Source organism: Nostoc sp., from assembly GCF_036917275.1.
GTDB lineage: Bacteria > Cyanobacteriota > Cyanobacteriia > Cyanobacteriales > Nostocaceae > Nostoc.
Window position 1 is genome coordinate 35,773 of record NZ_JBALDF010000072.1, and the last position, 24,840, is coordinate 60,612.

Below are 24,840 nucleotides of genomic sequence, written 5' to 3' on the forward strand. Positions count from 1 at the left end.
TTGTTTAAGTAAATGTTTTAAAATCATTTATTAGTCAATAAGCATTAGCAAACAAAAGAAAAATCACTAAAATCAGGTTATATAAGGGAATAACGGAACCATCCATTGAATATTGCTAGATAGATAGCATTTTTGCCTGCAACCACGCCAATTCTGAAGATAAAGTCAAGTTTGCCAGTGCAAGTGCAATTGATTTGCATAAATGGTTGGTGAGATCAAGTAAGTGGGGTTCTGGTAGCAATCGTACAGAAACTTACGGTAAGACAAACTTTGCCTAAAAGAGAACCCAGCCAGCACCTCCCGAAGCAATACTTCTCGGTTAAGAATTAAGCAGTATTGAGAATAAAAAAGTGTCTGGTTGACGTTTAGTACCTGTTCCTCTGTGGATTGGAATTCTCGCTGGAAACTTTGAACGAGGTTTTTTGACTACTCTGGGATTTGTTCTGCCCCATTGGTGAGAGGTTAGAATGATTGCACATTTGTCAAGAGGGTGCGGGAAAAGGGGATAAATCAAGCTTGGAGACTGCTTTTCACAGCGCTTTGACAACTCCTAAATCTTGATTTTCTTTTGCAGCAAAGTACCTAATGGGGTCATCGGCGTTACCTTTATCGTAGGCAACGCTGAAATGGTACAAACCTCGAAAAATCATTTCCAAAGAAATGCGGTCAAATGGCAAAGATAATTCATCAGCTACCGCATCTCCCAAGTCAACTAATATGGCATAAAAGAGCCAAGTTGCCCACACTTGTAACTTCTCCCAAAGGGAGACGCTGCGCGAACACACCATTAATAGAACCAGTCCATAAATAAGATAGCCCCAGCAGGCGTTTGACTGTGTAAAAAGCGAGATTCAACTCTCCATCTTCAGCGATATAAATCTGCCACAACGTAAGGAGGTAATTGTTATATTGTACCCAGTACATCCTCTACTAGAGCCAATAATCTAGAGACAGAAGCTCACAAAACCGAATTTTTCTGCTGTGTAATACTGATATACCTTGGTTGAGCTTTGACTCTTTCTATCCAAGCTTGAATAGCAGGAAATTGTGTCAAATCAAACCCACCTTCATCAGCTACATGAGTGTAAGCGAACAAGGCAATATCAGCAATGGTGTAACACTCTCCTACAAAAAAAATGTGAAAAGTTAAATATTTATCCATCAGGCTAAGTGCTGTATAACCCGGTTCACGTTTTTGCTTAATAGCTTCACTATATTCTTCAGTTTTACCTAAAATAGAAATCCAAAATCTTGATATAGCAATAAAAGGCTCATGGCTATATTGTTCAAAACATAGCCATTGCAGCACCTGCGCTCGTAAAAAGCGGTCATATGGTAGAAACTCTGTACCTTCACTCAGATACACCAATATGGCATTTGATTCTGCCAAATATTTCCCTGGCTCAATTTCCAGAAGAGGTATCTTACCGTTAGGATTTTTACTTAAAAATTCTGGTGTTTGAGTCTCGCCTTTCAAGATATTAAGCTCTATTCTCTCAAAAGGCATACCTAATTGTGTCAATAAAAGACGTATCTTATAACCATTGCCAGATGGTAAAAAATCGTACAGGCGCAGTAGTTTCATGTTAAAATACAGTTAGTAATATGTTGATAAGTGAAGGTTCAAAATACAATATCTTACCAAAAGATTTTCCAAAAACCGGATAATTTTTTTTAGATTTAGCATCTGAGCGTACTACATAAAATTATCCGAAAAAATAAAAAAAAATATTATTTATTTCTAGATTGAGATGTTTAATTTAGTTAGGGATTGAGAATAAAAGTATGTGTGGAAGATTTACTCTAAAGCAGTCAGCAGCAGGATTATCTCAAGTTTTCCATGTCGATTCAGTTCCCGATTTAGCAGCCGAATATAACATTGCACCTACGCAAATGGTGGCAACAGTGTTACAAAATCCCGAAAGCGAAAAGCGTGAATTTAAGCAGTTGCATTGGGGCTTAATTCCGTCATGGGCGAAAGATGCAGGAATGGGGGCAAAGCTGATTAACGCTAGGGGAGAAACTGTTGCCGAAAAACCCGCTTTTCGTTCGGCTTTTAAGCACAGACGCTGTTTAGTGCTAGCTGATGGCTTTTATGAGTGGCAACGCCAACAAGGCAAAAAACAGCCGTTTTATTTTCGCCTTCAAGATGGGCAACCCTTCGCCTTTGCAGGTTTGTGGGAGAAATGGCGGTCGCCTGCTGACGAAGAAATAATCTCTTGTACAATTTTGACAACGGTAGCTAACGAATTACTCCAACCTATCCACGAGCGGATGCCAGTGATTTTGGAGCCACAAGATTACGATTTATGGCTAGATTTGCAGGTGCAAACGCCCCAAACCCTACAGCAACTATTGCGTCCCTATCCAGCGCCAGCAATGACTGCCTATCCAGTTAGCACCTTGGTAAACAACGCTCGGCATAATAATCCGGAATGTATCATACCCCTCAGTGAGAAGAATGCCACCGCAAATCAGTTAAATTAGCTATTGAGTGTACTAGGGGATTGAGGAGATAAGGGAGTAGGGGAAGCAGAGGAAGAGGGCAGATAAAACTATTGATTGTTGACCAATGTCCTATGCCTTAGTCCCCAGTCCCCAGTCCCCAATCCCTAATACCCAATCCCCAATCCCCAGAGACAAATATGCCAAGAACACAAAAAAACGATAATTTTGTTGACAAATCCTTTACAGTAATGGCAGATATCATCCTGAAAATCCTGCCAACCAACAAAAAAGCTAAAGAAGCGTTTGTTTATTATCGAGATGGTATGTCAGCCCAAGCAGAAGGGGAATATGCTGAAGCATTAGAATACTATGAAGAAGCTCTAACACTAGAGGAAGACACCAACGATCGCGGCTATATTCTTTACAATATGGGGCTAATTTATGCCAGCAATGGCGACCACAAAAAAGCTTTAGAACTGTATCACCAGGCAATTGAGTTAAACCCACGTATGCCCCAAGCCTTGAACAACATCGCCGTGATTTATCACTACCAAGGCGAAAGGGAGAAAGAAGCTGGAGATAACGAGGCTGGCGAAGCACTGTTTGATCAAGCAGCAGACTATTGGATTCGAGCTATTCGCATGGCTCCCAATAATTACATCGAAGCCCAAAACTGGCTGAAAACCACTAAGCGATCGCAAATTGACGTATTCTTCTAAAAATAATGAGTTAGGAATTATGAATCATTCACTCCTAACTCCTGTACAGACGCGATTAATCGCGTCTCTCCCAACTCCTAACTAAAAAAATATGATTGACCAAGAACAAGTTCATAAAGTAGCTAATCTTGCTCGTTTAGAATTGACTCCAGAAGAAGAGGAACAATTCACTACCCAGTTAGGAAGTATTCTGGATTATATTGAACAGTTGAATGAACTTGATGTCAGTAATGTACCCCCAACAACACGGGCAATCGATGTCAGCAATATTACACGGGAGGATGAATTGCAACCCTATCCAGACCGGGAAAGTATTCTCAACAGTGCGCCGGAACAGGAAGGTGAATTTTTCAAAGTACCAAAAATCCTCAACGCTGAATAGTAAAAAGTCAAAAGTCCAGAATTTTATATTCTTGACTCTTGACTAATAACTAAGTACAACATTTCATTAATTCGTAGCGAAATAAATTAGGCAAAACTCTGCGTCACTTTGCGTTTACTTTGCGTCCCTCTGCGTTTAAAAACATTACGCTTTTACGCAAAACTGTACTAAGGAGATAATTATGGGTTTGGGAATTCTTAAGAATGGTCAGTGGGTATCTCAAAGAGATCAAGAAGACTCAGAAGGTAAATTTATCCGTCCATCAACAACTTTCCGCAACCACATTACAGCTGATGGTTCTAGTGGTTTGAAAGCTGAAGCAGGGCGCTATCATCTGTATATTTCTTGGGCTTGCCCTTGGGCGTGTCGCACCGCCATTCTCCGCCAATTGAAAGGACTCCAAGATGTCATTGGGTTATCGGTCGTTGCAGCAGAAATTGATCAAAATAGCTGGGAATTTGGTGATGAACCGGGGTCTATTCCCGATACAGTCAACGGTACTCAGTATCTTTGGCAACTTTATCTGAAGGCTGACCCCAACTATAGCGGCAGGGTAACAGTTCCAGTTTTATGGGATATCCAAAATGGGACAATTGTCAATAATGAATCCCGTGAAATCATTCGCATGTTTGATACAGAATTCAATGCTTTTGCTAAACAAAATATTAACTTTTATCCCGAACATTTACAAAAAGTAATTGACGAGACGATTGATACAATTTATCAACCAATAAATAACGGTGTCTACCGGGCGGGATTTGCTACCACTCAGTCAGCTTATGATGAAGCGGTAACGGAATTATTCACGGCTCTTGATTCCTGGGAAAAAGTATTGGGAAATCAACGCTATCTTTGCGGAAATGAAATTACTGAGGCGGACTGGTGTATATTCACTACTCTGTTTCGTTTCGATGTAGTTTATTATGTACATTTCAAATGCAACTTACGCAGGATTGTAGATTATCCGAATCTGTGGAATTATCTTAAAGAACTTTACCAACTGCCAGGAGTCAAAGAGACTTGCAATCTTGACCACATCAAACGACATTATTACAAAAGCCATCCCCAAGTTAACCCAACTCGCATCGTCCCCAAAGGCCCACTGATTGATTTTGATGCACCCCATAACCGGGATAAAATATTTGCTTGATTAACACTGCTGACCTTTAACTGTTTTGTTCGCTTGTCGGGTCATCGCTTCACGAGTATTACATACATGTCTCCACAATGTTTTAGCGATTTCTGGCAAGATTAGGACGTCTTGAGGAGATCATATTGAACTAGCAGTCTCCCTAGCAGCTTCTCGCAGCCGCTCTACATCGCGCATCGGTGGGGCACCAAAGAGCCGCTTGTACTCCCGGTTGAAGTGCGAGGCATCGTCGTACCCCACTCGGTAGGCAGCACTGGTAGCGTCAAGATTTTCCCCCAGCATCAGACGGCGAGCCTCCTGGAGCCGCAGTTGCTTCTGGAACTGCAAGGGACTCATTGCAGTGACAGACTTGAAGTGATGGTGAAAGCCCGAGACACTCATTGAAAGCTCTCGGGCGATGCTTTCAATCTTGATCGGCTCCTTAAAGTCTTTACGAAGTCGCTCGACGGCTCTGGCGATGTGGTAAGTGTAGCCACCCAGAACTGCAATATGACGCAGCCGATTACCTTGCTCTCCCATCAGGAGTCGGTAAATAATTTCCCGCTTAATCAGTGGTGCGAGAACATGAGCTTCAGCAGGGGAATCTAGAAGCCTGACAAGCCGCACCACAGCGTCCAAAAGATTTGCATTCAACGGACTTACGTCGATCGCTTTCACATCAGCACGTCTGCGCGATGAGGGATACCCGGCCTCGACCATCACTGAGCCAACGAGGGTGGGGTCGAGATCGAGGCGAAGACTAAGGTATGGTTGCGCCTTGGATGCTTCAAGAATTTGGCTGACAATCGGCAGTTCAACCGTAGCAAGCAGATAATGCATCGGGTCGTATTGATAGCGATCGCTGCCCAAAAGAACTTCTTTACTACCCTGAGCGATCGCACAAAAGGCAGGAATAGAGACACTATGAAGGCATTCTGAAGGCGAGGAGGAGCGGTTGAAATGCAAACCTTTGAGCGGCTCAATTGTTCCATCATGATGAATAGCCTGGGCAATCCGTTCAGTCAGTTCGTCTCTGTGGGCTTGCGCTCTGTCTGCCTCGCGCTTTGCCTGCGGGTCGTTCATTAAATCGATATCCAACTTTTCACTCGTTTTAGCAGCGTTCATTTCTAAGTTTGCAGGATTGTACAACGATTTTAGACGATCGTTTTATTCCTTATCCTCCAAAATGCCTAAGATGAAGCTAAAGCAATGAAAAATGATTTCGACTTATTGTAAGCATTCTAGATTTTTATTTAAGAGAAAACTCAATTTTGATTGGGTAAGAGACTCACCTACTGACAACAAAAATGCCATCAAAGCTAACCTTGCTGCTTAAAAAATTCATCCCTATTGATAGAGAAGTGATAAGTGCTCAATCTCTACGATTGGGGCAACCACCCAAGTGGCACTAAGTGAAGTAATTAAGGAAATGGACATCAAAAGAAGTGGCTCATAGCCTTCCGCCAAAGGACTGGATGGAAAAGGTCAGCGACGAGCAATATTCCAACTGATCTCCGCATCCAGTGGTTTTAAGACCTTGTTAGGTGAAAAATTCAAGGAGTAAATAAATGACGACGAACGAGAATGGAAACTATACAGGAAAAGTTGCGTTTGTGACCGGAGCAGCGAGCGGCATCGGTCGAGCTACGGCACTGGCGTTTGCCCGTGAGGGTGCCAGCGTTGTGGTTGCTGATGTTTCAGAACCGAGCAATCAAGAAACGGCACGCATGATCGAGGAACTCGGCGGTCGGGCGTTCGCCGTCAGGTGCGATGTAACGCGGGCTGAGGACGTGAAGGCTGCGCTAGACAAGACCGTTGAGGCTTTCGGGCGGCTGGACTTCGCCTTCAACAACGCGGGCATCGAGCCGAGGAAGGCGGCTCCGACCGCGGAGTACGATGAGGAAGAGTGGAACCGGATTCTCGACATCAACCTCCGCGGCGTTTTCCTGTGCATGAAGCACGAGATCCCGCTGATCCTCAAGCAGGGACGCGGCGCGATCGTCAATACGTCCTCGGGTGCGGGAATCATCGGCATCAAGGGCAGCCCCGCGTACACTGCCGCGAAACATGGCGTGATCGGACTGACCAAGGCGGCGGCCCTCGACTACGCCGCGCAGAACATCCGCGTCAACGCCGTCTGTCCCGGCTACATCGACACCCCAATGATGGGTCGCTTCACCGGCGGCACGGACGAAGGGCGCGCGAAGGTGATTGCGGAGGAGCCGATCGGACGGGTGGGCAAGCCTGAGGAGATTGCTGCGGCAGTCCTCTGGCTGTGCTCGGACGCGGCTGCCTTCGTCGTTGGGCACGCCCTGGTCATCGACGGCGGCCAAACGGTGCAGTGATGTTCGTCACCTTTGATACAGCCGAAATGTATGGGCCATTCACTAATGAAGAATTGGTGGGCAAAGCGCTCAAACCCTACCGCGATCGCGTCGTCATTGCCACGAAGTTCGGTATCAAATTAAAAGACGGCAAACAGGTGCAGGATAGTCATCCATCAGGAATCAGGGAATCCATAAAAGGTTCGCTCAAGCGCTTAAAGACCGACGTGATTGATTTGTACTACCAGCACCGTGTGGATACTCAAGTGCCGATCGAAGACGTAGCCGGAACCATCAAAGACTTGATCGGTGAAGGCAAAATCAAACACTGGGGGCTTTCAGAAGCGGGTGTACAAACCATTCCCGGCACGACCAAATTGAGCCGCCTAGAAGAAAACATTGCGGCAGCAGATATCGAACTGACGCAGGACGAATTAAAGAGCATCGACGAGGCATTGGCGCAAATTACAGTGGAAGGCGATCGCTATCCAGCAGAGTTGGAAAAGCGCACGGGATTATAGACGGAATCGCCGACCATAGAACTTTAACCCAAATAAGGAGGTGCGGATGACAAATACACAGCAGCAGGACTCTGTGAGCATAAGTGAAGCGGCACATAAAAACCATGAAGAACTGTTTCCAAACCACAAATCGACTTTGAAAGTAACCGACCCTGAACTGATCGAACTCTTTGACAACTTCGCCTTCGATCAAGTAGTTGCTGAGAGCAAGCTGGATACTAAGACAAGGGTCATGCTGATTCTGGCATCTATCATCGGCAGTCAGGCAGTAAGCGAATACAGGGTGATGGTGGATGCTGCACTCAATGTCGGCATTACGCCGATTGAAATCAAAGAGATTCTGTATCAGTCGATACCTTACGTGGGTATGGCGAAAGCATTTGACTTCGTTCATGCCACTAATGAAGTGATGTCGAGTAAGGGCATTCAATTACCTTTAGAAGGGCAATCGACCACCAACCCGGAAACACGCTACGACAAAGGGCTGGCAATACAGAAAGCTGTGTTCGGCGAGACGATCGATCAAATGTATGAGCGATCGCCCAAAGACCAGCTGCACATTCAAAGGTTTCTGTCTGCCAATTGCTTTGGCGATTATTACACCCGCAATGGCGTAGACATCAAACTAAGGGAACTGATCACACTGTCTATCCTCATAGCTTTGGGCGGGGTTGAATCGCAGATCAAGGGGCATATTCAAGGCAACCTGAATATCGGCAACGGCAAAGAGATATTACTGGATCTGATTACACAATTGTTGCCTTGGGTGGGATATCCCCGAACACTGAATGCGTTGAAATGCCTGAATGAAGTGGCGACGGAGTAATAGCGATGATAACGAGCAATGAACAATACAGGGCTTGATTAAGTTCGAGTAAAAGGAAAATAATTATGAGTAAAGTTTGGTTTATTACAGGCGCTGGTAGCGGTATTGGCACCGGAACCGTCAAGGCGGCATTGCACTCCGGCGATCGTGTAGTTGCGACCGGAAGAAACCTTGACAAAGTGCGTAATGCGCTGCGCGACGTTACTAGCGAGAATCTTGCATTTGTCCAATTGGACGTTTCCGATGAGGTACAGGCGAAAACAGCCGTCGATGAGGCGGTGAAGCAGTTCGGTCGCATCGACGTTTTGGTTAACAATGCGGGCTACAGCCTGCTTGGTAATTTTGAGGAGATGACCACGAACGACATCGAACGCCAGTTCGCTACCAACTTCTATGGTGTGGTGTACGTTATGCGTACGGTGCTGCCGATTATGCGTCAGCAGCGATCGGGTCACATCATCAACATCAGCTCCGTTGCTGGCGTGGTCGGACTGAAGCACTGCGCCGCCTATGCTGCGACGAAGTTCGCGGTCGAAGGACTCTCGCTGTCGGTGGCAACCGAGGTCGAGCAATTCGGGATCAAGATCACGGTGGTCGAACCAGGTTTCTTCCGCACGGATCTTCTGGACGATCGGAATGTCAAATGGCCCAGCAACGCCATCGAAGACTATGCCGCCGAGGGCAACGTCCAGGAAACGTGGTCGGCCTACAACGGCACACAGCAGGGCGATCCGGAAAAGTTGGGCGATGCTCTGGTCAAAATCGCTGGGATGGATAACCCGCCAAAGCTGTTTGTTGCCGGCAGCGATGCCCTCGCTATGATCACCCCGGCTGTCGAGGAACGGCTACAGGAGACGCGCGCCCATGAAGAGCTATCCAAATCAACAGACGGTTCGTTTTAGCGATCGCGCAAGCATCATCAAATCCACGCATAATGCACATCGCCATTCAAGAACAGCTCGACGGCAAGACCAGACCTGATCTTGGAGTAAGACAGTTCAACCTTTAATTCACTTTTAATTCAAAGACAGGAGTTCAAAAAATGCAGAAGCGTAAACTTGGAAACAGTAATCTGGAAGTCTCGGCTATCGGACTTGGCTGCATGGGAATGAGCTTTTCTTATGGCCCGCCCAAAGACACGCAGGAGATGACCGCTCTTCTCCGGGCCGCCGTTGATCGCGGCATCACATTCTTTGACACCGCCGAGGTCTACGGCCCGTTATTGAACGAAGAGCTTGTGGGCGAAGCCCTCGCTCCCTTCCGTGGGCAAGTGGCGATCGCCACCAAATTCGGATTCGACCTGAGTCCTAATTCTGATCCCCGTGGCATGAAGGGTGCGCCAGGACTAAATAGCCGACCGGAGCATATCAAGGAAGCCGTGGAGGGGTCGCTCAAGCGCCTCAAGATCGAGACAATAGACCTACTCTATCAGCACCGGGTTGACCCGAACGTGCCAATCGAAGACGTGGCAGGAGCGGTGAAGGAACTGATTCAGTCAGGTAAGGTTAAGCACTTTGGACTCTCTGAAGCAGGAGTGCAAACGATTCGTCGCGCGCACGCGGTTGTGCCGATCACTGCTCTCCAGAGCGAATACTCGCTGTGGACGAGGACTCCTGAAAAGGAAGTGATACCCACCCTTGAGGAACTCGGAATCGGCTTTGTCCCGTATAGCCCTCTGGGCAAGGGCTTTCTCACTGGCAAGATGGACGAAAGCACAACCTTCGACAGCTCCGACTTCCGCAGCACCCTGCCTCGCTTCACTAAGGAGGCTCTCAAGGCGAATCAGGCTTTGATTGATCTGCTCGGCAGCATTGCAGAACAGAAGCAGGCGACACCTGCTCAGATCGCGATCGCCTGGCTGCTTGCTCAGAAGCCGTGGATCGTGCCGATTCCGGGTACCACAAAGTTGCATCGCTTGGACGAAAACATCGGGGCAGTCTCAGTCGAACTCACGCCCGACGATCTGCGTGACATTGATGACGCCGCCTCAAAGATCACGGTGCAAGGGGCTAGATACCCCGAAAAGCTAGAGCAAATGACTGGTCGTTAAGCGGCGAAAAATATGTTCTCTCGTTTACATTTCTTCCCGGTATAAAGATTTACGGTGTACACACGAGTATTTTTAAATCTGCAATGCGATTGTATCGGCTGACAATGCCAATGCACACCCTACGTTATCTAGCAACTCTAAAAGACTTGTGTATACACGCTAGCCTAAAAGAGGAGAGGCTTTACCCTACAAAACTAGGTTTTTTAGGACTTGTCTGTACACGGTAGATTCCTTAGTAGGAAAGGGGGCTGGGGGGTTAGGTTTCGCCTTAGGAACGTAGATTAAATAAAATGCAAAACTTCATCCTCTATCTTGCTTCCCTCTCCAATATATCGGAGAGGGATTGAGGGTGAGGTAAGTCGGGGACATAAATTGTATGTTATTAGGACTTACGCATCGTACATAAGTACTATACGCAATTTGAGTATTTCAGCTATGTTTAGCACCCAGCGATCGCAAAGGAAGTGAATAGATTGGGGTTATGCGAAGCGCCTGAAACAACCAAAAACCGTAATCCATATTATGGTTACTTTGTACAGTGCGTAAGTCCTAGTTATTTAATTCTTATTCCTTAGCTTTTCCACATGACGTGAAAAGTCAGTTAAATTGATCACATTGAGTCTACTTTGTTTGTGCAATTGGTTGCACGCGCAAACCCTCTGTCTCATCAACCGTAGGAGTGGCAATCAGCGATTCATTTCCTGTTAGACCTGATGTAATTTCGACTTCAGTACCATAATCTCGCCCAACGACAACTTTTTGATAATGTACTGTTCGGTCTTTGGTTAGAGTTGCTACCTGCGTACCTCCAGCGTTAACGACTAAGGCACTATCTGGCACAACAAAGGGAGTATTAGTGCGGTTAATGGCAAATTTAACAGTGGCATACATCCCAGGTCGCAGCGTCGCGTTGTAATTCTCCACTTCTAATTGTGTCAGCAAAGTGCGAGTATTTGGATCTATAGCGTTGCTAGTACGCACTACTTTACCCGTAAACGCTCGTTGTGGTAACTCTTTAACTGTAATTTCTGCTGTTTGACCAGTTTGAAATGACGGTGATAAACTCTGTGGAACATTCACATTCACATTTAGCTTGTCATAAGCAGCAATAGTATAAAGGCTGGTATTGCTACTGTTGGTGTTGCTGGTACTGGTGTTACTACTAGTATTGCTGTTGCCACTACCTGCTGAAATTAAAACACCTGTATTTACGTTACGTGCGGTAATCACCCCTGCGAAGGGAGCAGTGACTTTCTTATAAGACTGCAATATGGTATTACGCTGGAAGTTTGCTTGACTTGCATAAACGTTAGCTTGTGCTGCTTTAACGTTAGCAGAGTCAGAACTGACAGTATTTTTTGCTGCCTCAACGTTGGCAAGATTAGCCTGATATGTGGCATATCTTGTATCTGCATCTTGTTGAGGCACTGCACCTTGCTTGACAAGAACACTCCAGCGCTGCCAACTCTGACGTGCAATCAATAGATTAGCCTGGGCTTGCTTCAAATCAGAAACACCTTTAGCTAAACTAGCACGACTTTGAAGGACGTTAGCTTGTGCTTGTACTAACTCTGCCTTCGCTTGCAAAACTTGCTGATCTATGTCTGGTGAATCAATCTCTGCTAATAATTGACCAGCCTGGACGCGATCGCCAATGTCTGCGTACCACCGCCGCAAATACCCAGTACTGCGAGCGTAGATGGTCGTTTGGTTAAGGGCTACAACACTGCCAGGTAGTTCCAAATTGGTAGTAGCAGCAGCGCGACGGGGAGTGATAACGTTGACTGAGGGTACGGTGCTTGCTTCCTTGACTGCTGCTTTTAATTCTGACCTTTGGCTTAACCGAGGCAGAATACCTATGGCTAGTAGGCTACCAAAAAAAACAGCACCAATTACAGACCAACCAATTCGACCGATGCCGCGCCTTTGTTTTCTAGAAGTCGTTTGTTGTTCTAAATCAGGAGATGGAGGCTGAGAATCCATAGGTAAGCTGTCCCATATTATCTAATTTGCATCAATTCAGCAGCTAGAGTCATTACCATCATTGGCTTTGGCAATTTTGAACAATGAAATTGCTTACTCCTTGCCTTGGGATGATGACAAGGAATATGCAGTCTGTGGATCTGAGAAATTTAAATCGTCATCATCCTGATCAATAGGACGAGGTTGTTTACGCCGTAACATGCTGTATACAACAGGTACAAAGATGAGAGTAGCAACTGTTGCAGCTGACAAGCCGCCAATTACAGCGCGACCCAAGGGTGCATTCTGCTCACCACCTTCACCAAGACCGAGGGACATTGGCACCATACCAATGAGCATGGCTAAGGCAGTCATCAACACAGGACGCAACCGCGTGTGACCCGCCGCTTGCGCTGCTTTATAGGCATTTTCACCTTCCAGACGCTGGTCATTAGCAAAAGTAATCAGTAGAATACTGTTTGATGTCGCCACACCTATACTCATAATTGCACCCATTAACGAAGGAACGCTAAAAGTGGTGCGGGTGACAAACAGCATCCAGACAATACCAGCTAAAGCACTTGGCAACGCCATCATAATAATCAGGGGATCGAGCCAAGATTGGAAGTTCACCACCATTAAGCAGTAAACCAGCACAATTGCAAACACAAGTCCGAAACCAAGTCCCAGAAAGGAAGAGTTCATTGTTTGCACTTGCCCGCGGACATTAATCTGACTACCGTGAGGTAATTTTTTCTTATAATCAGCGATGATTCGATCTACATCGTGGGCAACTCCCCCCAGATCGCGATCGGAGGAGTTAGCGTAGATATCGAAAACTGGCTGAATGTTGTAGTGATTCACAACTTGCATCACTGTGTCGCGTTTGACACTAGCTAAATTACCTAAAAGTTGGGGTGCAGTTTGACCATTGCCAACTGGCATATTTTTCAGGCTGTCAATAGAGTCAATTTTGTATTGGGGAACTTGTACAGCAAGGGTGTAACTTACGCCTTTTTTGGGATCGAGCCATTGATTAATTGCAGCTTGACCGCTTGAACTTAAAGAAGTAAGAACGCTATTGGCAACATCACGCTGAGTCATACCCAGTTGTTGAGCCTCAGTGCGATCTACATCAAGACGTAACTCTGGAGCATCGACAACTTGCTGCATGTGTACATCTACAGCGCCAGGAACGAGCGTCATCTTTGCTTCGATTTCTTTGGCAATTTTAAAGTTGGCCTTTGAGTTTTGCAGAGGCCCAGATATTTGCACGTCAACAGCAGCAGGCAAACCGAAATTTAGAATTTGAGTAACAATATCAGCCGGTTCAAAAAAGAAGGTGTAGTTGGGAAATGTCGCTTTCAATTTCTGGCGGAGTTGCTTGACGTAAGAAAAAGTTGAACCAGATTCTTTTAACGACACAAGAATATCAGCATCAGCTGGCCCAATTGTAGCACCGTTGTAGCCATAGGTAAGGTTAATGCCACTGTTGGGTAACCCGATGTTATCCAGAATCTTCGAGAGATTTTCTTTCGGTACAGTCTGGCGGATAACGCCTTCGACTTGGCTGACAATTCTTTCTGTCTCTTCCAAACGAGTACCAGGCAAGGCTCGAACATGCAAGCTAAACTGACCACCATCGACTTCAGGGAAAAAATCTTGACCGACGAACGGCAATAAAACTCCTGCACTTACTATAAAAGCACCAAACAGCACAAAAACTATGCGGCGGTGATTTAATGCTGAGGTTAGGACATCGTAGTACCAACTGCGAAATTTTTCAAATTGTCGGTTAAACTTTTCGTGTAGCCGCCATATCCAATCTTTCTTAACAGCAGTTTTGGTTGTTGCTTCTTCTGTTTGGTGGCGGTTGTCGCGACCATTATTATTTTGGACTGAGGAATGGCTATGGTGGTTGTCGCGACTATCATGGATTTCGACTGGTGAATGGGTGTGGCGATCGCCATGACCATTATTGTTTTGGACTGGCGAATTTATATGATGGTTGTCACGACCATTATTGTTTTCGACTGGCGAATCTATATTATGGCGATCGCTATGACCATTATGATCCTCGCTTTCTCTATGCAAGTGCGCTTCCTGTGGTAGGAAATAATTTGCCATCGTCGGTACTACAGTCCGAGATAGCAGATAGGAAGCAAGCATGGCAAAGACTACCGCCATCGCTAGGGGGACAAACAGATACTTTGCTACTCCACTTAGAAACACCACCGGCACAAAGACAATACAAATACATAATGTTGCGACAAGTGCTGGAGTTGCGATTTGCTGCGCTCCATCCAAGATTGCTCGCTTGATTGGTTTACCTTGTCCAAGATTTCGGTGGATATTTTCAATTTCGACTGTGGCATCATCTACGAGAATACCGACAGCTAAGGACAAACCACCCAAAGTCATAATATTGAAAGTTTGTCCTAAACGACTCATCACAATAATCGAAACCAGCATCGAGAGGGGAATCGATACGGCTACAATGACAGTGCTGCGCCAACTTCCCAAGAAAATCAAAATCATCAGCGCGGTGAGACACCCGGCAATCAATCCTTCTTTGAGAACGCCTTGAATCGAAGCTTTAACAAATACAGATTGATCGAACAAAAACGCTAAATTCAGTCCTGGGGGTAAGGTGGATTGGATGCGAGGCAAAGCTTTTTTTACCCGATCAATCACATCAATAGTGGAGGCATTGCCACTCTTAAGGATACTAAGTAAACTTGATCGCCTGCCATTTTCACGTACTATGTTGGCTTGCACGGCAAAGCCATCCCGTACCTGCGCGACATCACGAATGTAAGTCACATTACCATTGACTTGCTTAATTGGCAAATCGTTGAGGGCTGCCACTACATTTGGACTATTGTTGATTTGTACGGCGAAGTCGCGAGCGCCTATCTTCATGTTGCCTGCGGGCAAGACCAGATTTTGAGCGCTGACAGCATTAGTCACATCTTGGGCAGAAACGCCTTTAGCCAACATCGCTTGGGGATCGATATCAACCATAATTTGCCGAGGTTTACCACCATAGGGCAAAGGTACACTCGCCCCTTGCACTGTTGCTAACTGGGTGCGGACAAAGTTGGTAGCAAAGTCATTGAGCGCTTGTTCCGGCAAGTTTTTGCTGCTGACACTCATCTGGATAATCGGCACGCTAGAAGCGTTGTACTGAATGATGAATGGCGGCGTGATCCCCGGTGGCAAAGGGCGGAGAATTGTTTGGCTGACAGAGGTAATTTGAGCGACTGCTGAGGCTATATTGACGCTCGGTTGGAAGAAAACCTTGACGACACTAACACCACTTAAAGATTGAGACTCAATGTGTTCGATGTCACCAACAGTTGTGGTCATGGCGCGTTCGCTAATTGTCACGATTCGCTGTGCCATTTCCTCAGATGTAGTACCAGTATAAGTCCAAACTATACTGACAACCGGAATGTTGATTGCGGGAAAAATGTCAACCGCTGTGCCAAATATCGTTACTACACCCAGGATCACAATCATCAAGGCAGCGATCGCGAATGTATACGGAAGACGTAAAGCAATTTTGACGATCCACATGCAATTTCCTTTTAAATAGGTTTAACGCTCTATCATCACTATTGTGAGAGAATAATTTAGAATCCTTCTTACAAGTGGCTTTTGTCAAAAAGTCACAATTTTGTGCATTGTATTAGAAAATAAAAACTCAAACCCATTTCTTGTCTTATATTTAAAAATGGCATCTGATTTCTCGTTTTCTAGAGTGATGAAACATTAGATATATAAAGGTGTACTGAAGATATCGTAAATAAATGTAACGCGTTTTATCCTTTGTGATCCACGTCACCAGTCATAGATGCTATTAACGAAATATTTCTTAACATTAAACAAACAGGTGTTGTTTCAATAGGGTTCGGTTAAGCTTTTGGTTTCTGGGTGAATTCTCGTTCAGCCCCAAAGTTCCGAAATTTTGGCATTCATAGCTTGAAAACAACTAGCAGTGCTACGGGGTTCTTCTCCTAAGGAACAAGAATTAAATAACATACAATTTATGTCCCTAGCTTACCTCACCCTCAATCCCTCTCCGATATATTGGAGAGGGAAGCTAGATACAGGATGAAGTTTTGCATTTTATTTAATCCACGTTCCTGAGAGAAGTTACTGAATTTCGGTTTCACCTTCGGCTCGCCCAACATTAGAGCATGGTGAAGATCCCCAGCCACCTGGATGCGACCCTGTAAAGATAGCCCAAAGAGGACCGCTGAATAATTAACTTGTGAGAAAGGTCTTCATGAGTTTTTCTTCGTGAGTTTCTACGGTTATAACAGAAGCCGACATTAGGATACACTGGCTTTTGAATATACTGGAAGTTCAGCAGAGAAAAACAAAGTCGCTGCTGGTGACTTCCTGCCTAGTACAGCAGGCGCGTAAATAAACCAACCATTCAAAATGGCGCAAGAGCAAGGAATATAATTCTTTTGAATGAGTCACTTTTACTTCGGCTCCGCTCAGTACAAGTGACTTTTGACTTCCGTCTTGCGGTACTAGTATCTATCGCTTTTTGCTGTATAAAACTTACTCCAATCTCCGAAAGTCTCCCTTAAGAAGGTTTCTTAGCATCTACAACGAGTCCCACTGTTTTGAGGCTATAGCCTTAGAATATTTACAAGCTTTACTTACGAATTAGGTCTCTAGAAAAGTACTGTTTTTGCTGTCTAAGCTGACATTCTACCTGTTTCTATCCGGATTTGTGTAGCTTAACAAATCAACGGATTCATTAATATTAAGCTTGTTTTACTATTTAGTTTCTTACCCTGACCTATTAGACAGCTAGAGTGTTCATTTCACTTTGTTCAATAGCTATTAGCCCTTATCGCTCCCATGCTGACCCATCACCGCAAGCCCGTGTGCTTATCGCTTATTTCCACTGACTTACCAATCTGGTCTGTTGTTGAAACTGCCGGGACATTGTATCAAAAAGATACTAATCGGTTCCATTTGCTATTAACTGCACCACCCTTAATTAGCTGCGAAGTAGAGAGTGTCCTAAGTCCAGAGGACACACTTCTCAAAAGTAAGAGTAAAGCTTACGCTCCTAACAGTCCCAGAATTTTGTGGCTGGAGATTTCCCCTTATCGGGTCATCATGACTATGCAAGGTAATGCTCAAGTGAGTTATCGTCACTTTTGGGAACAGGGCGTTTATGGTATTAGTCGCTATTGGTTGCCAACTGAATCATTGCAACCTAACAATCCAATTCGTTTACGAAATTTTACTAGTAATTTAATTCTCAACGGACATCCTTTACCAGAGCATTTGCGTCTGGAATATGAATTATGGTCCGAAAAAGTTCAATTAGGATGCTACATACTGAATTTGGAAATTAAACACTGATAGTCATGGGGACTGGGGATTAGAAACTGGGGACTAAGAAGATTTCCCAATACCCAATATCTAGTCCCTTTCAACCAAAATAATTGGGTTGGTTTCCAGGTTTCCATTTAATATTGCAACCAACACTTGGCTTTTGCTCACTTGTAACAGGTTTACCCGCCAGCACTGCTTCAATGGCTGCGCGTAAATCTGCGCCTGTCACGGGTTTACCATTACTGGGGCGGCTATCATCTAATTGTCCCCGATAAACAAGTTGGCGTTGGTCATCAAATACAAAAAAATCAGGCGTACAAGCTGCTGTGTAAGCCTTTGCCGTTTCCTGGCTCTCGTCATAGCATAAGGTAAAATTAAACCCTTGTTCTGTGGCAAATGCTTGTAACGACTCTGGCGCATCATCTGGATAATTGTGTGCATCGTTAGCACTGATAGCGACGATCGCTAAATCACCTGTAAAATAATCTTTTCCTAACTGCGTTAACTCTTTTTGGACGTGCTTGACAAATGGGCAATGCCGACAAATGAACATTACCAACAGCGCTTTTTTATCTGCAAAGGTTGAAAGTGAAGTTGCCTTTCCAGATACCACTTCCGGTAGATCAAAATCTGGTGCTTTCGTGCCTAGCGGCAACATCGTTGAAGCAGTTAAAACCATAATTTACCTGATAACTCGACGCTGATAACTAACGGCTTTTGCTATCAGTATATTTTACTCTACCACTAAGTTTTCCATAAATCTAAGAGACGGTAAATTTACCGTCTCTTAATTTATTGAGAGTTATGTTACAGGAATCAGTTTTTACAGGCTTGTCAAAATACCAACGATGCCGTGTCCTGTGAATACTTCTAATGCTATCAGAGAGACAAAACCAATCATTGCTAAACGACCGTTGAGCAGTTCTGCAAAAGGAGTGAAGCCAGTGCGATCGCCTTGCTCATCTATATAAACCCTTGGCTCGATCGCAAAGTTGTTCAGCTTGCCTTGGTCGTCAATTATAGCAGTGTTTGTACGCATGGTTTTTTCCCTGTCTTCTCTTTATGTAAATAACTGTAACAAAAATATTAATATTTGTAAACTAAAAATAGTGATCGGGTTGTAGAGTAAGTACCTGTGGGAGGCATAACCCTAGCTGTAGCAAGGAAAAGAGCGCTCATAATATTTATGAGAAATTCAACTAACTGGTAAACAGATCGCTTGTGGTTCTCTTGCATCTCAGGTCAATCTCAAGAATCAACTTTCCAAATTAGTGTTAATTGTGATTGGATGTTAAACTAGTTAGGTTTTACTTTTAACCAACGATGACAGGAACGGGTCAAGTAACCCAATTTCATTACCAAGCACAGCACAAGCCCAACCAGTTAATCTATGGACATGGGCAAACAGCAGTGATTACAGGGTGGACAGTGAAGCAGGCGATCGCTAAACACCTACAACCCGAAGATTATGCTGTAATTGGGCAACTATACTCACCTACAAGAGGGATAAACTTACTAATTCGCAATTTGCTGTTGAATCCCCACGTCCGCTATTTAGTTGTTCTCAACGCTACGAAGGAAGACAATAACGCGGGTGCATGTCAGTGCTTGCTGGACTTTTTCCGCAAAGGCTTTGAAGAAAGTGTTTGTGATACTGGGTTGCCTTGCTGGGTAATTCGCTCTTCTATCGCTGGATATATTGATCTTGAAGTGAAAGCTAGTGCTTTAGAACACCTGCGCGACTCAGTAAAGGAGCAAGAAACCAAATCCATCTCTGAAGCCGTTAGTCTAATTAAGTCATATGTCCAACAGAAAGCGCTTGCTGCATGGGGTTTGCCAATAGAATTTCCCATGCCTACTGTTAAGCCAACTGTCTTACCGGGCCCGAGATACGGTCACAGAATTGAGGGTAAGACTATAGCAGAAACTTGGGTAAAAATCATTCATCGGATTAAGACAACAGGAACAATTAGACCAACTGGCTATGATGGGCAATGGCAAGAATTAATTGATTTAATGGCAATTGTTACTGATGAGCCTGCTAACTTTTATTTTCCTGAGCCGAATTATTTGCCAATTGACCCTTTTTTTCTTAAAGAATATGTTTCGCAGATTTTAGATGATGCACCTTCTAGGGAAGGGTTGAAATATACATATGGTCAACGTTTACGTTCTTGGTTTGAGCGTGACCAAATTGACCAGGTGATTCAAAAGTTAATTGGAGAAATTGATGCTGCTAGTGCAGTGATGAATTTATGGGATGTAAAAGACCATGAAAAAGGTGGTAGCCCTTGTCTTAATCATATTTGGTTGAGAGTGGTTGATAATGAATTATCACTAACTGCAACTCTTAGAAGTAATGATATGTTTGCTGCATGGCCTGCAAATGCAATGGGATTGAGGGCTTTGCAACGACATATTAGGGATGAAATTGCTAAACGTTCTGAATATGAATTGAAAATGGGGCCACTTATTACCATCAGTCAGTCTGCTCATATATATGATGATACTTGGAGCAACGCCGAGCAACTGATCAAACAACAGTATGCTAACATTTGTAGAAAAATAGATTACTACGATCCTGCGGGAAATTTTTTAGTCGAGATTGCAGAAAAGGAAATAGTTGTTACACAAACAACTCCCGGTAGTGGTGAGGTTGTAAGTTGCTATTCCGGTAAAGATGCCTTGAAATTACTTAGAGAAATTTGCGCTGCTTCGCCTTCAATACGTGCAGATCATGCTGGATATTTGGGTATGGAATTACAGAGAGCCTCTGAGTGTTTGAAAACAGGGGCTAAATACATTCAGGATAGTAAATAATGGTTTGTGATGAGCAAAGGCCAACATGGGATGAATACTTTCTGATGTTGGCTAAACTTGCAGCGACTCGCTCAACGTGCCTGGCTGTTCGAGTAGGTGCTGTGATTGTGAAAAATAAGCAGGTGGTGGCAACAGGTTACAATGGCTCACCATCAGGTTCCGCCCATTGTACGGCTCAGGGATACTGTTATCCAGGGTTAAGTAGCTGTGATGCTAGCAAAAGTTTACCCTCAAGGGCTATACATGCGGAAGCAAATGCGATCGCACAAGCTGCAAAGCATGGTACTTCAACAGATGGTGCAAGTATTTACGTTACCCTAGAACCTTGTCTGTCTTGTTTGAAATTAATTATCTCCGCAGGGATTAAGGAAGTGTTTTATGAAACTTCTTTCAATAGCGGCGAGAAAGTATTAGTAAGAGATTCCTTTGTCAATGAAGGTTTAGTCACCCTCAAACAGATTCAGTTATCTCAAGTAACGGCACAACAAGCCGCTCAATTTCTCCTCAATCCGACATCTGTTGCTAGAACAGTAAGGTGTGTCCACGAACTTTAACACACCCTCTGATTGAAGATTATAAAATCCGAAATCTCAAATCCTGAGATTGTCTAGGGTCGATAACTCCGGCGAATCTCTGTAATTTGATCTGCCACATCCAAGAGAGATTTTGGCATCTCTGGCCCTGTGAGAATGATATCAACGTGGGGAGGGCGTTTTGCCAGAAAGGCTAAAACTTCACTTTCCGGAATTAAACCAAAGTTAATCGCTAAACTTAACTCATCTAAGACTACGAGAGAATACTTACTTTCACCCACTATGTGCTGTGTATACTGCCACAGCTTTTGTAAGGCTTCGTTTTCCGTATCGTCTAAATGTGGCGTATCGATACAACGAGGCAAATCACAGCGAATCCAATCTAAATTTTGCCCTAATTGTATGGGTCGATCGTGTCCTTGACGAATACCTCCTTTAAGAAACTGCACTATTAATACTGGCGTTCCTTGTCCCGCTATTCTCAGTGATTGAGCCATAACGCTCGTAAAAAAGTTGCGATGGGAGCTAGTGAAAACTTGCACTAGTCCTTCAACTGGATATGGTAAGGGAAGGGTTGAATTGATACTTGGAGTTTCTAGCTGGGCAACCATAGGGTTAAGTTCAAAAAAATACAATAAATTAAGGTTTTCTACTGACCGAAGAGGACTCTTGGGAAGGCAGATTTGGGGACTTAGGGAAAAAAGAAAAACCCCTTGTCTACTTTCTTTTCAAGAAGAGTGAATTCATTTATGCAGAAAAAGAAAAATTTCTTCCGAGATTGCTTGCAACGAGGTATAAGGCGTCCAAGTTTTCAGAACAAATAGATTTATCTATGGGGTAACCCCAAAGTCCCCCTATCCCAAGAGTCCTCTTATTAACCGTAATTATTACAAATCTGCCTGTATAATCAATCTGTTTTTCACAGGTGTGGTGGATTTGGCAAATTGCATTCTTAGTCAAACACTACGTTTGTGCTGAAGTCAAGAGTTATTTTCGTTTTTTCTCTGAAAGTAGTTGTAAAAATGAAAACACATGAGTTAGAGTTCCAATTATTTCAAAAAAGCTGGGCATAACGGCTGAAAATCGCTAAATGTTAGATTTCCCGGTTGTTTGGGCAAAACAGACTTAACAAGCAGTGAATTTGACAAGATGAGGAGTTAATTGTTGTGAGATTGGTGATTCTGGGAGGTTCAGGATCGGGGAAAAGCACTCAAGGACAAAGGCTTTGCAGATACTTTGATATTCCTCTGATTTCTACAGGAGAGATTTTACGGGAAGCAATATCTAGCGATCAGCATATCCCGAAATTTCGATGGTCACAAGCCGATCCCCGGACTTCTCTTTCGGTTTACGCTAGCTTGAGTGAACTAGGTTACCATGCACGGCCCTACATGGAAAAAGGGGAGTTAGTTCCAGACGAAATGATCATTGAATTGATCAAAATTCGCCTCAGACAACCAGATATTGACTGTGCTTGGGTGTTAGAAGGCTATCCCCGTACTGCCTTCCAAGCTAAAGAATTAGATTTTTTCTTGGATAATTCCGGACAAAAGCTAGATTGGGCAATTTATCTCCAAGTCTCAGAAGCAGTCATGGTTAGCCGATCCTTGGGGCGATCGCTACCAGATGACCAACCGGAAATCGTGCAACGCCGTGTAGAATTATTCTATGATCACACCATTCCCATCCTAGAATATTACGACCGTCGTCGCCGCCTATTGACCATCAACGGCGACCAGTCACCAGATATGGTGCAGCAAAATATTTTGACTCTGCTTTCAGTTCCTTAGAAAAGAAGCAGGGGAGTAAGAATTTTAGATTGAATTGCCTAATGCCCCTAAAATGATGATTTACAATCACTTTGGTAACCTTAAGGCAGTATTGTAATTGAGGCAACTCCAATGGCTTGGCAGCGTCCAGACGGCCGTCTTCCCTACGAACTACGTCCGATCAGCTTTTACCCTAATTTCACCCGCTTTGCCCCCGGTTCTGTTCTCGCAAGATGCGGTGATACTCAAGTACTTTGTACTGTTAGCGTTAATAAAGGAGTTCCGAAGTTTCTCGAAGGAACTGGTAAAGGCTGGTTGACTGCTGAGTACCGGATGCTACCATCTGCTACTCAAAAACGCCAAGAAAGGGAATTATTGAAATTATCTGGACGGACGCAAGAAATTCAACGTCTAATTGGCCGTAGCTTACGCGCAGCAGTGGATTTTGAGGCTCTGGGAGAACGCACGCTGACTGTAGATGCCGATGTTTTGCAAGCAGACGCTGGAACTAGGACAACAGCGATTACAGGCTCTTTTGTCGCGTTGGCTCATGCGATTTCTAAATTATTGCAGTCGGGCGCGTTGGAGCGATCGCCTCTGTGTGGACAGGTAGCAGCAGTTTCCGTAGGATTACTGGAGAAAGAGCCATTTTTGGATCTAAATTATATTGAAGATGTGGCTGCAACAGTAGATTTTAACGTGGTAATGAATCAACACCTGGGAATTATTGAAGTCCAGGGAACAGCCGAAGAAGGTAGCTTTAGCCGTACTCAGTTGGATCAACTCCTAGATGTCGCTCAAAAAGGAATTCAGCAATTGTTAATCGCCCAACGCGAAGCGATCGCTGACTGGGAAGCATTGTTTGTAATTAATTAGTTTTATTAATTTTTAATAAGAATTAATAAATGTATCCTCTATGGCGTTACTCAACAAAGTATCAAGTAACTGGGTGTAAATAAAAATAATCATGAAAGTAGTTAGTAGTTAGTACGCCTGACTACTGACAACTCACCGTTAAAAATGATAATGAGCGTCTATATTTTTCCAGCCTACTTAATCCACGATGTTAAATGTTTCAAAAGTTAAAAAGGAGGATTGTAATAAGTTCGGTATTGTATTGCTGGAAGCCAGCAATATGATGAAGCCATGAACAAAACCGTTGAAGTTCTACCGGATCAGCCAGCACTAGTTGCACGAGCGCTAGAATTAATTCTATCCAAGTTAGAAACTGCCATTGAGCAGCGGGGGCGGTTTACCATCGCTTTATCTGGCGGTAGTACACCTAAACCGTTGTATGAAGCGATCGCTAATCAAAAATTGCCTTGGGATAAAATTCATATATTTTGGGGGGATGAGCGTTATGTACCACCAGATCACCCCGATAGCAATGAACTGATGACGCGTCGGGCGTGGCTAGATCGTGTTGACATCCCAGCGGCTAACATTCATCCCGTACCAACTTTAGAAGCCAATCCAGAACTGGCTGCTGCTAAGTATGAACAACAACTCAAAGAATTTTTCAATTCTCCTGGGGTCGAGTTTCCCTCATTGGATGTAGTATTACTAGGAATGGGTGATGATGCACATACCGCATCTTTGTTTCCCCACACAGAGGCTCTCAAAGTACGCGATCGCCTGCTGACTGTGGGTAACAAAGACGGAAACCCCAGGATAAGTTTCACATACCCCTTCATCAACGCTGCGAACAGTGTGATTTTTCTAGTTGCTGGTGCTAATAAACGACCAGCTTTGGCGCAAGTCTTTGCACCTGTAGCCGATGACTTCACTTACCCATCCCGCTTAATTCAGCCCCAAGGCGAACTTTGGTGGCTGCTAGATGCGGCAGCAGGTTTGGAACTCCAACATTGAACAATGGGGCATTGGGCGCAAGAGGCAGTGCAAAGGGGCAGAAAGATTTACTGTAACTTCCCCTCTGCTCCCCTGCTCCTTTCCTCGCGTCAGAGTGTCCAATTCATTGTTCCATCAGCAG

Annotated in this window: 22 protein-coding genes and 1 pseudogene; 15 read left to right on the forward strand and 8 right to left on the reverse strand. The window is 44.4% G+C overall.

From position 1 onward, the window contains the following. Positions 1 to 533: 533 nt before the first annotated feature. A pseudogene (locus V7K35_RS28610) lies at positions 534 to 901 on the reverse strand (IS4 family transposase); the annotation flags it as partial. Between the two features lie 57 nt (positions 902 to 958). Next, complete coding sequence (locus V7K35_RS28615) at positions 959 to 1,585, reverse strand: glutathione S-transferase family protein (RefSeq protein WP_335083746.1); 627 nt, start codon at positions 1,583 to 1,585, stop codon at positions 959 to 961. Between the two features lie 200 nt (positions 1,586 to 1,785). Between V7K35_RS28615 and V7K35_RS28620 the strand changes: the two genes are divergently transcribed. The 4 genes from V7K35_RS28620 (at position 1,786) to V7K35_RS28635 (ending at position 4,699) form a co-directional block, all read left to right on the forward strand. After that, positions 1,786 to 2,487, forward strand: coding sequence for an SOS response-associated peptidase (locus V7K35_RS28620; protein ID WP_335083747.1), 702 nt, complete (start codon positions 1,786 to 1,788; stop codon positions 2,485 to 2,487). Positions 2,488 to 2,645: 158 nt separating this feature from the next. Then, positions 2,646 to 3,167, forward strand: coding sequence for a photosystem I assembly protein Ycf3 (locus tag V7K35_RS28625; protein ID WP_298919396.1), 522 nt, complete (start codon positions 2,646 to 2,648; stop codon positions 3,165 to 3,167). Positions 3,168 to 3,258: 91 nt separating this feature from the next. Continuing rightward, positions 3,259 to 3,549, forward strand: a complete 291-nt coding sequence (gene gatC / locus V7K35_RS28630) for an Asp-tRNA(Asn)/Glu-tRNA(Gln) amidotransferase subunit GatC (RefSeq protein ID WP_334798175.1) — start codon at positions 3,259 to 3,261, stop codon at positions 3,547 to 3,549. 181 nt (positions 3,550 to 3,730) lie between these two features. After that, the gene (locus V7K35_RS28635; RefSeq protein ID WP_335083749.1) at positions 3,731 to 4,699 is read left to right on the forward strand and encodes a glutathione S-transferase family protein; all 969 of its coding nucleotides are present in this window, start codon (positions 3,731 to 3,733) and stop codon (positions 4,697 to 4,699) included. Between the two features lie 120 nt (positions 4,700 to 4,819). Here V7K35_RS28635 and V7K35_RS28640 read toward each other — a convergent pair whose 3' ends face one another. Next, a complete protein-coding gene (locus V7K35_RS28640) occupies positions 4,820 to 5,803 on the reverse strand; it encodes an AraC family transcriptional regulator (protein WP_335083751.1) in 984 nt (327 codons plus the stop codon). 443 nt (positions 5,804 to 6,246) lie between these two features. Between V7K35_RS28640 and V7K35_RS28645 the strand changes: the two genes are divergently transcribed. The 5 genes from V7K35_RS28645 (at position 6,247) to V7K35_RS28665 (ending at position 10,399) form a co-directional block, all read left to right on the forward strand. After that, positions 6,247 to 7,023 (forward strand): SDR family oxidoreductase, encoded by a 777-nt coding sequence (locus V7K35_RS28645; RefSeq protein WP_335083753.1) that lies wholly within the window; start codon positions 6,247 to 6,249, stop codon positions 7,021 to 7,023. Beyond that, positions 7,023 to 7,523: an aldo/keto reductase gene (locus tag V7K35_RS28650; protein ID WP_335083827.1), complete on the forward strand. Its 501-nt coding sequence runs from the start codon at positions 7,023 to 7,025 to the stop codon at positions 7,521 to 7,523. Before V7K35_RS28645 ends, V7K35_RS28650 begins: the two co-directional genes overlap by 1 nt. Before the next feature lie 46 nt (positions 7,524 to 7,569). Further along, the gene (locus tag V7K35_RS28655; protein ID WP_335083755.1) at positions 7,570 to 8,349 is read left to right on the forward strand and encodes a carboxymuconolactone decarboxylase family protein; all 780 of its coding nucleotides are present in this window, start codon (positions 7,570 to 7,572) and stop codon (positions 8,347 to 8,349) included. A 65-nt stretch (positions 8,350 to 8,414) separates the two neighbouring features. Continuing rightward, positions 8,415 to 9,251 (forward strand): SDR family NAD(P)-dependent oxidoreductase, encoded by an 837-nt coding sequence (locus tag V7K35_RS28660; RefSeq protein WP_335083757.1) that lies wholly within the window; start codon positions 8,415 to 8,417, stop codon positions 9,249 to 9,251. 140 nt (positions 9,252 to 9,391) lie between these two features. Then, positions 9,392 to 10,399 carry an aldo/keto reductase gene (locus V7K35_RS28665; protein ID WP_335083759.1) on the forward strand — a complete coding sequence of 336 codons (1,008 nt, stop codon included), beginning with the start codon at positions 9,392 to 9,394 and terminating at the stop codon, positions 10,397 to 10,399. Positions 10,400 to 11,020: 621 nt separating this feature from the next. Here V7K35_RS28665 and V7K35_RS28670 read toward each other — a convergent pair. Next, a complete protein-coding gene (locus V7K35_RS28670; protein ID WP_335083761.1) occupies positions 11,021 to 12,382 on the reverse strand; it encodes an efflux RND transporter periplasmic adaptor subunit in 1,362 nt (453 codons plus the stop codon). 93 nt (positions 12,383 to 12,475) lie between these two features. Beyond that, positions 12,476 to 15,940: an efflux RND transporter permease subunit gene (locus tag V7K35_RS28675; RefSeq protein ID WP_335083763.1), complete on the reverse strand. Its 3,465-nt coding sequence runs from the start codon at positions 15,938 to 15,940 to the stop codon at positions 12,476 to 12,478. Between the two features lie 1,302 nt (positions 15,941 to 17,242). Between V7K35_RS28675 and V7K35_RS28680 the strand changes: the two genes are divergently transcribed. Beyond that, positions 17,243 to 17,755: a hypothetical protein gene (locus V7K35_RS28680; protein ID WP_334792650.1), complete on the forward strand. Its 513-nt coding sequence runs from the start codon at positions 17,243 to 17,245 to the stop codon at positions 17,753 to 17,755. Between the two features lie 70 nt (positions 17,756 to 17,825). On the opposite strand, the gene V7K35_RS28685 is transcribed toward V7K35_RS28680, so the two are convergent. Both V7K35_RS28685 and V7K35_RS28690 read right to left on the reverse strand, forming a co-directional pair. Beyond that, positions 17,826 to 18,407 (reverse strand): thioredoxin family protein, encoded by a 582-nt coding sequence (locus V7K35_RS28685; protein WP_335083765.1) that lies wholly within the window; start codon positions 18,405 to 18,407, stop codon positions 17,826 to 17,828. 144 nt (positions 18,408 to 18,551) lie between these two features. After that, positions 18,552 to 18,767, reverse strand: a complete 216-nt coding sequence (locus V7K35_RS28690; protein ID WP_335083767.1) for a high light inducible protein — start codon at positions 18,765 to 18,767, stop codon at positions 18,552 to 18,554. 284 nt (positions 18,768 to 19,051) lie between these two features. Between V7K35_RS28690 and V7K35_RS28695 the strand changes: the two genes are divergently transcribed. Beyond that, a complete protein-coding gene (locus V7K35_RS28695; protein WP_335083769.1) occupies positions 19,052 to 20,548 on the forward strand; it encodes a thymidylate synthase in 1,497 nt (498 codons plus the stop codon). Next, complete coding sequence (locus V7K35_RS28700; RefSeq protein ID WP_335083771.1) at positions 20,548 to 21,102, forward strand: deoxycytidylate deaminase; 555 nt, start codon at positions 20,548 to 20,550, stop codon at positions 21,100 to 21,102. The genes V7K35_RS28695 and V7K35_RS28700 overlap by 1 nt, the downstream gene beginning before the upstream one ends. A 53-nt stretch (positions 21,103 to 21,155) precedes the next feature. Here the strand turns inward: V7K35_RS28700 and V7K35_RS28705 are convergent, their stop codons facing one another. Next, positions 21,156 to 21,692 (reverse strand): P-loop NTPase family protein, encoded by a 537-nt coding sequence (locus V7K35_RS28705; protein WP_335083772.1) that lies wholly within the window; start codon positions 21,690 to 21,692, stop codon positions 21,156 to 21,158. Positions 21,693 to 22,247: 555 nt separating this feature from the next. On the opposite strand from V7K35_RS28705, the gene V7K35_RS28710 reads away from it, so the two are divergent. From V7K35_RS28710 to pgl, 3 genes are all read left to right on the forward strand, one after another. Next, the gene (locus V7K35_RS28710) at positions 22,248 to 22,871 is read left to right on the forward strand and encodes an adenylate kinase family protein (protein ID WP_335083774.1); all 624 of its coding nucleotides are present in this window, start codon (positions 22,248 to 22,250) and stop codon (positions 22,869 to 22,871) included. A 111-nt stretch (positions 22,872 to 22,982) separates the two neighbouring features. Then, positions 22,983 to 23,726 (forward strand): ribonuclease PH, encoded by a 744-nt coding sequence (gene rph / locus V7K35_RS28715; RefSeq protein ID WP_335083776.1) that lies wholly within the window; start codon positions 22,983 to 22,985, stop codon positions 23,724 to 23,726. 270 nt (positions 23,727 to 23,996) lie between these two features. After that, positions 23,997 to 24,719: a 6-phosphogluconolactonase gene (gene pgl / locus V7K35_RS28720; RefSeq protein WP_335083778.1), complete on the forward strand. Its 723-nt coding sequence runs from the start codon at positions 23,997 to 23,999 to the stop codon at positions 24,717 to 24,719. Positions 24,720 to 24,840 lie beyond the last annotated feature (121 nt).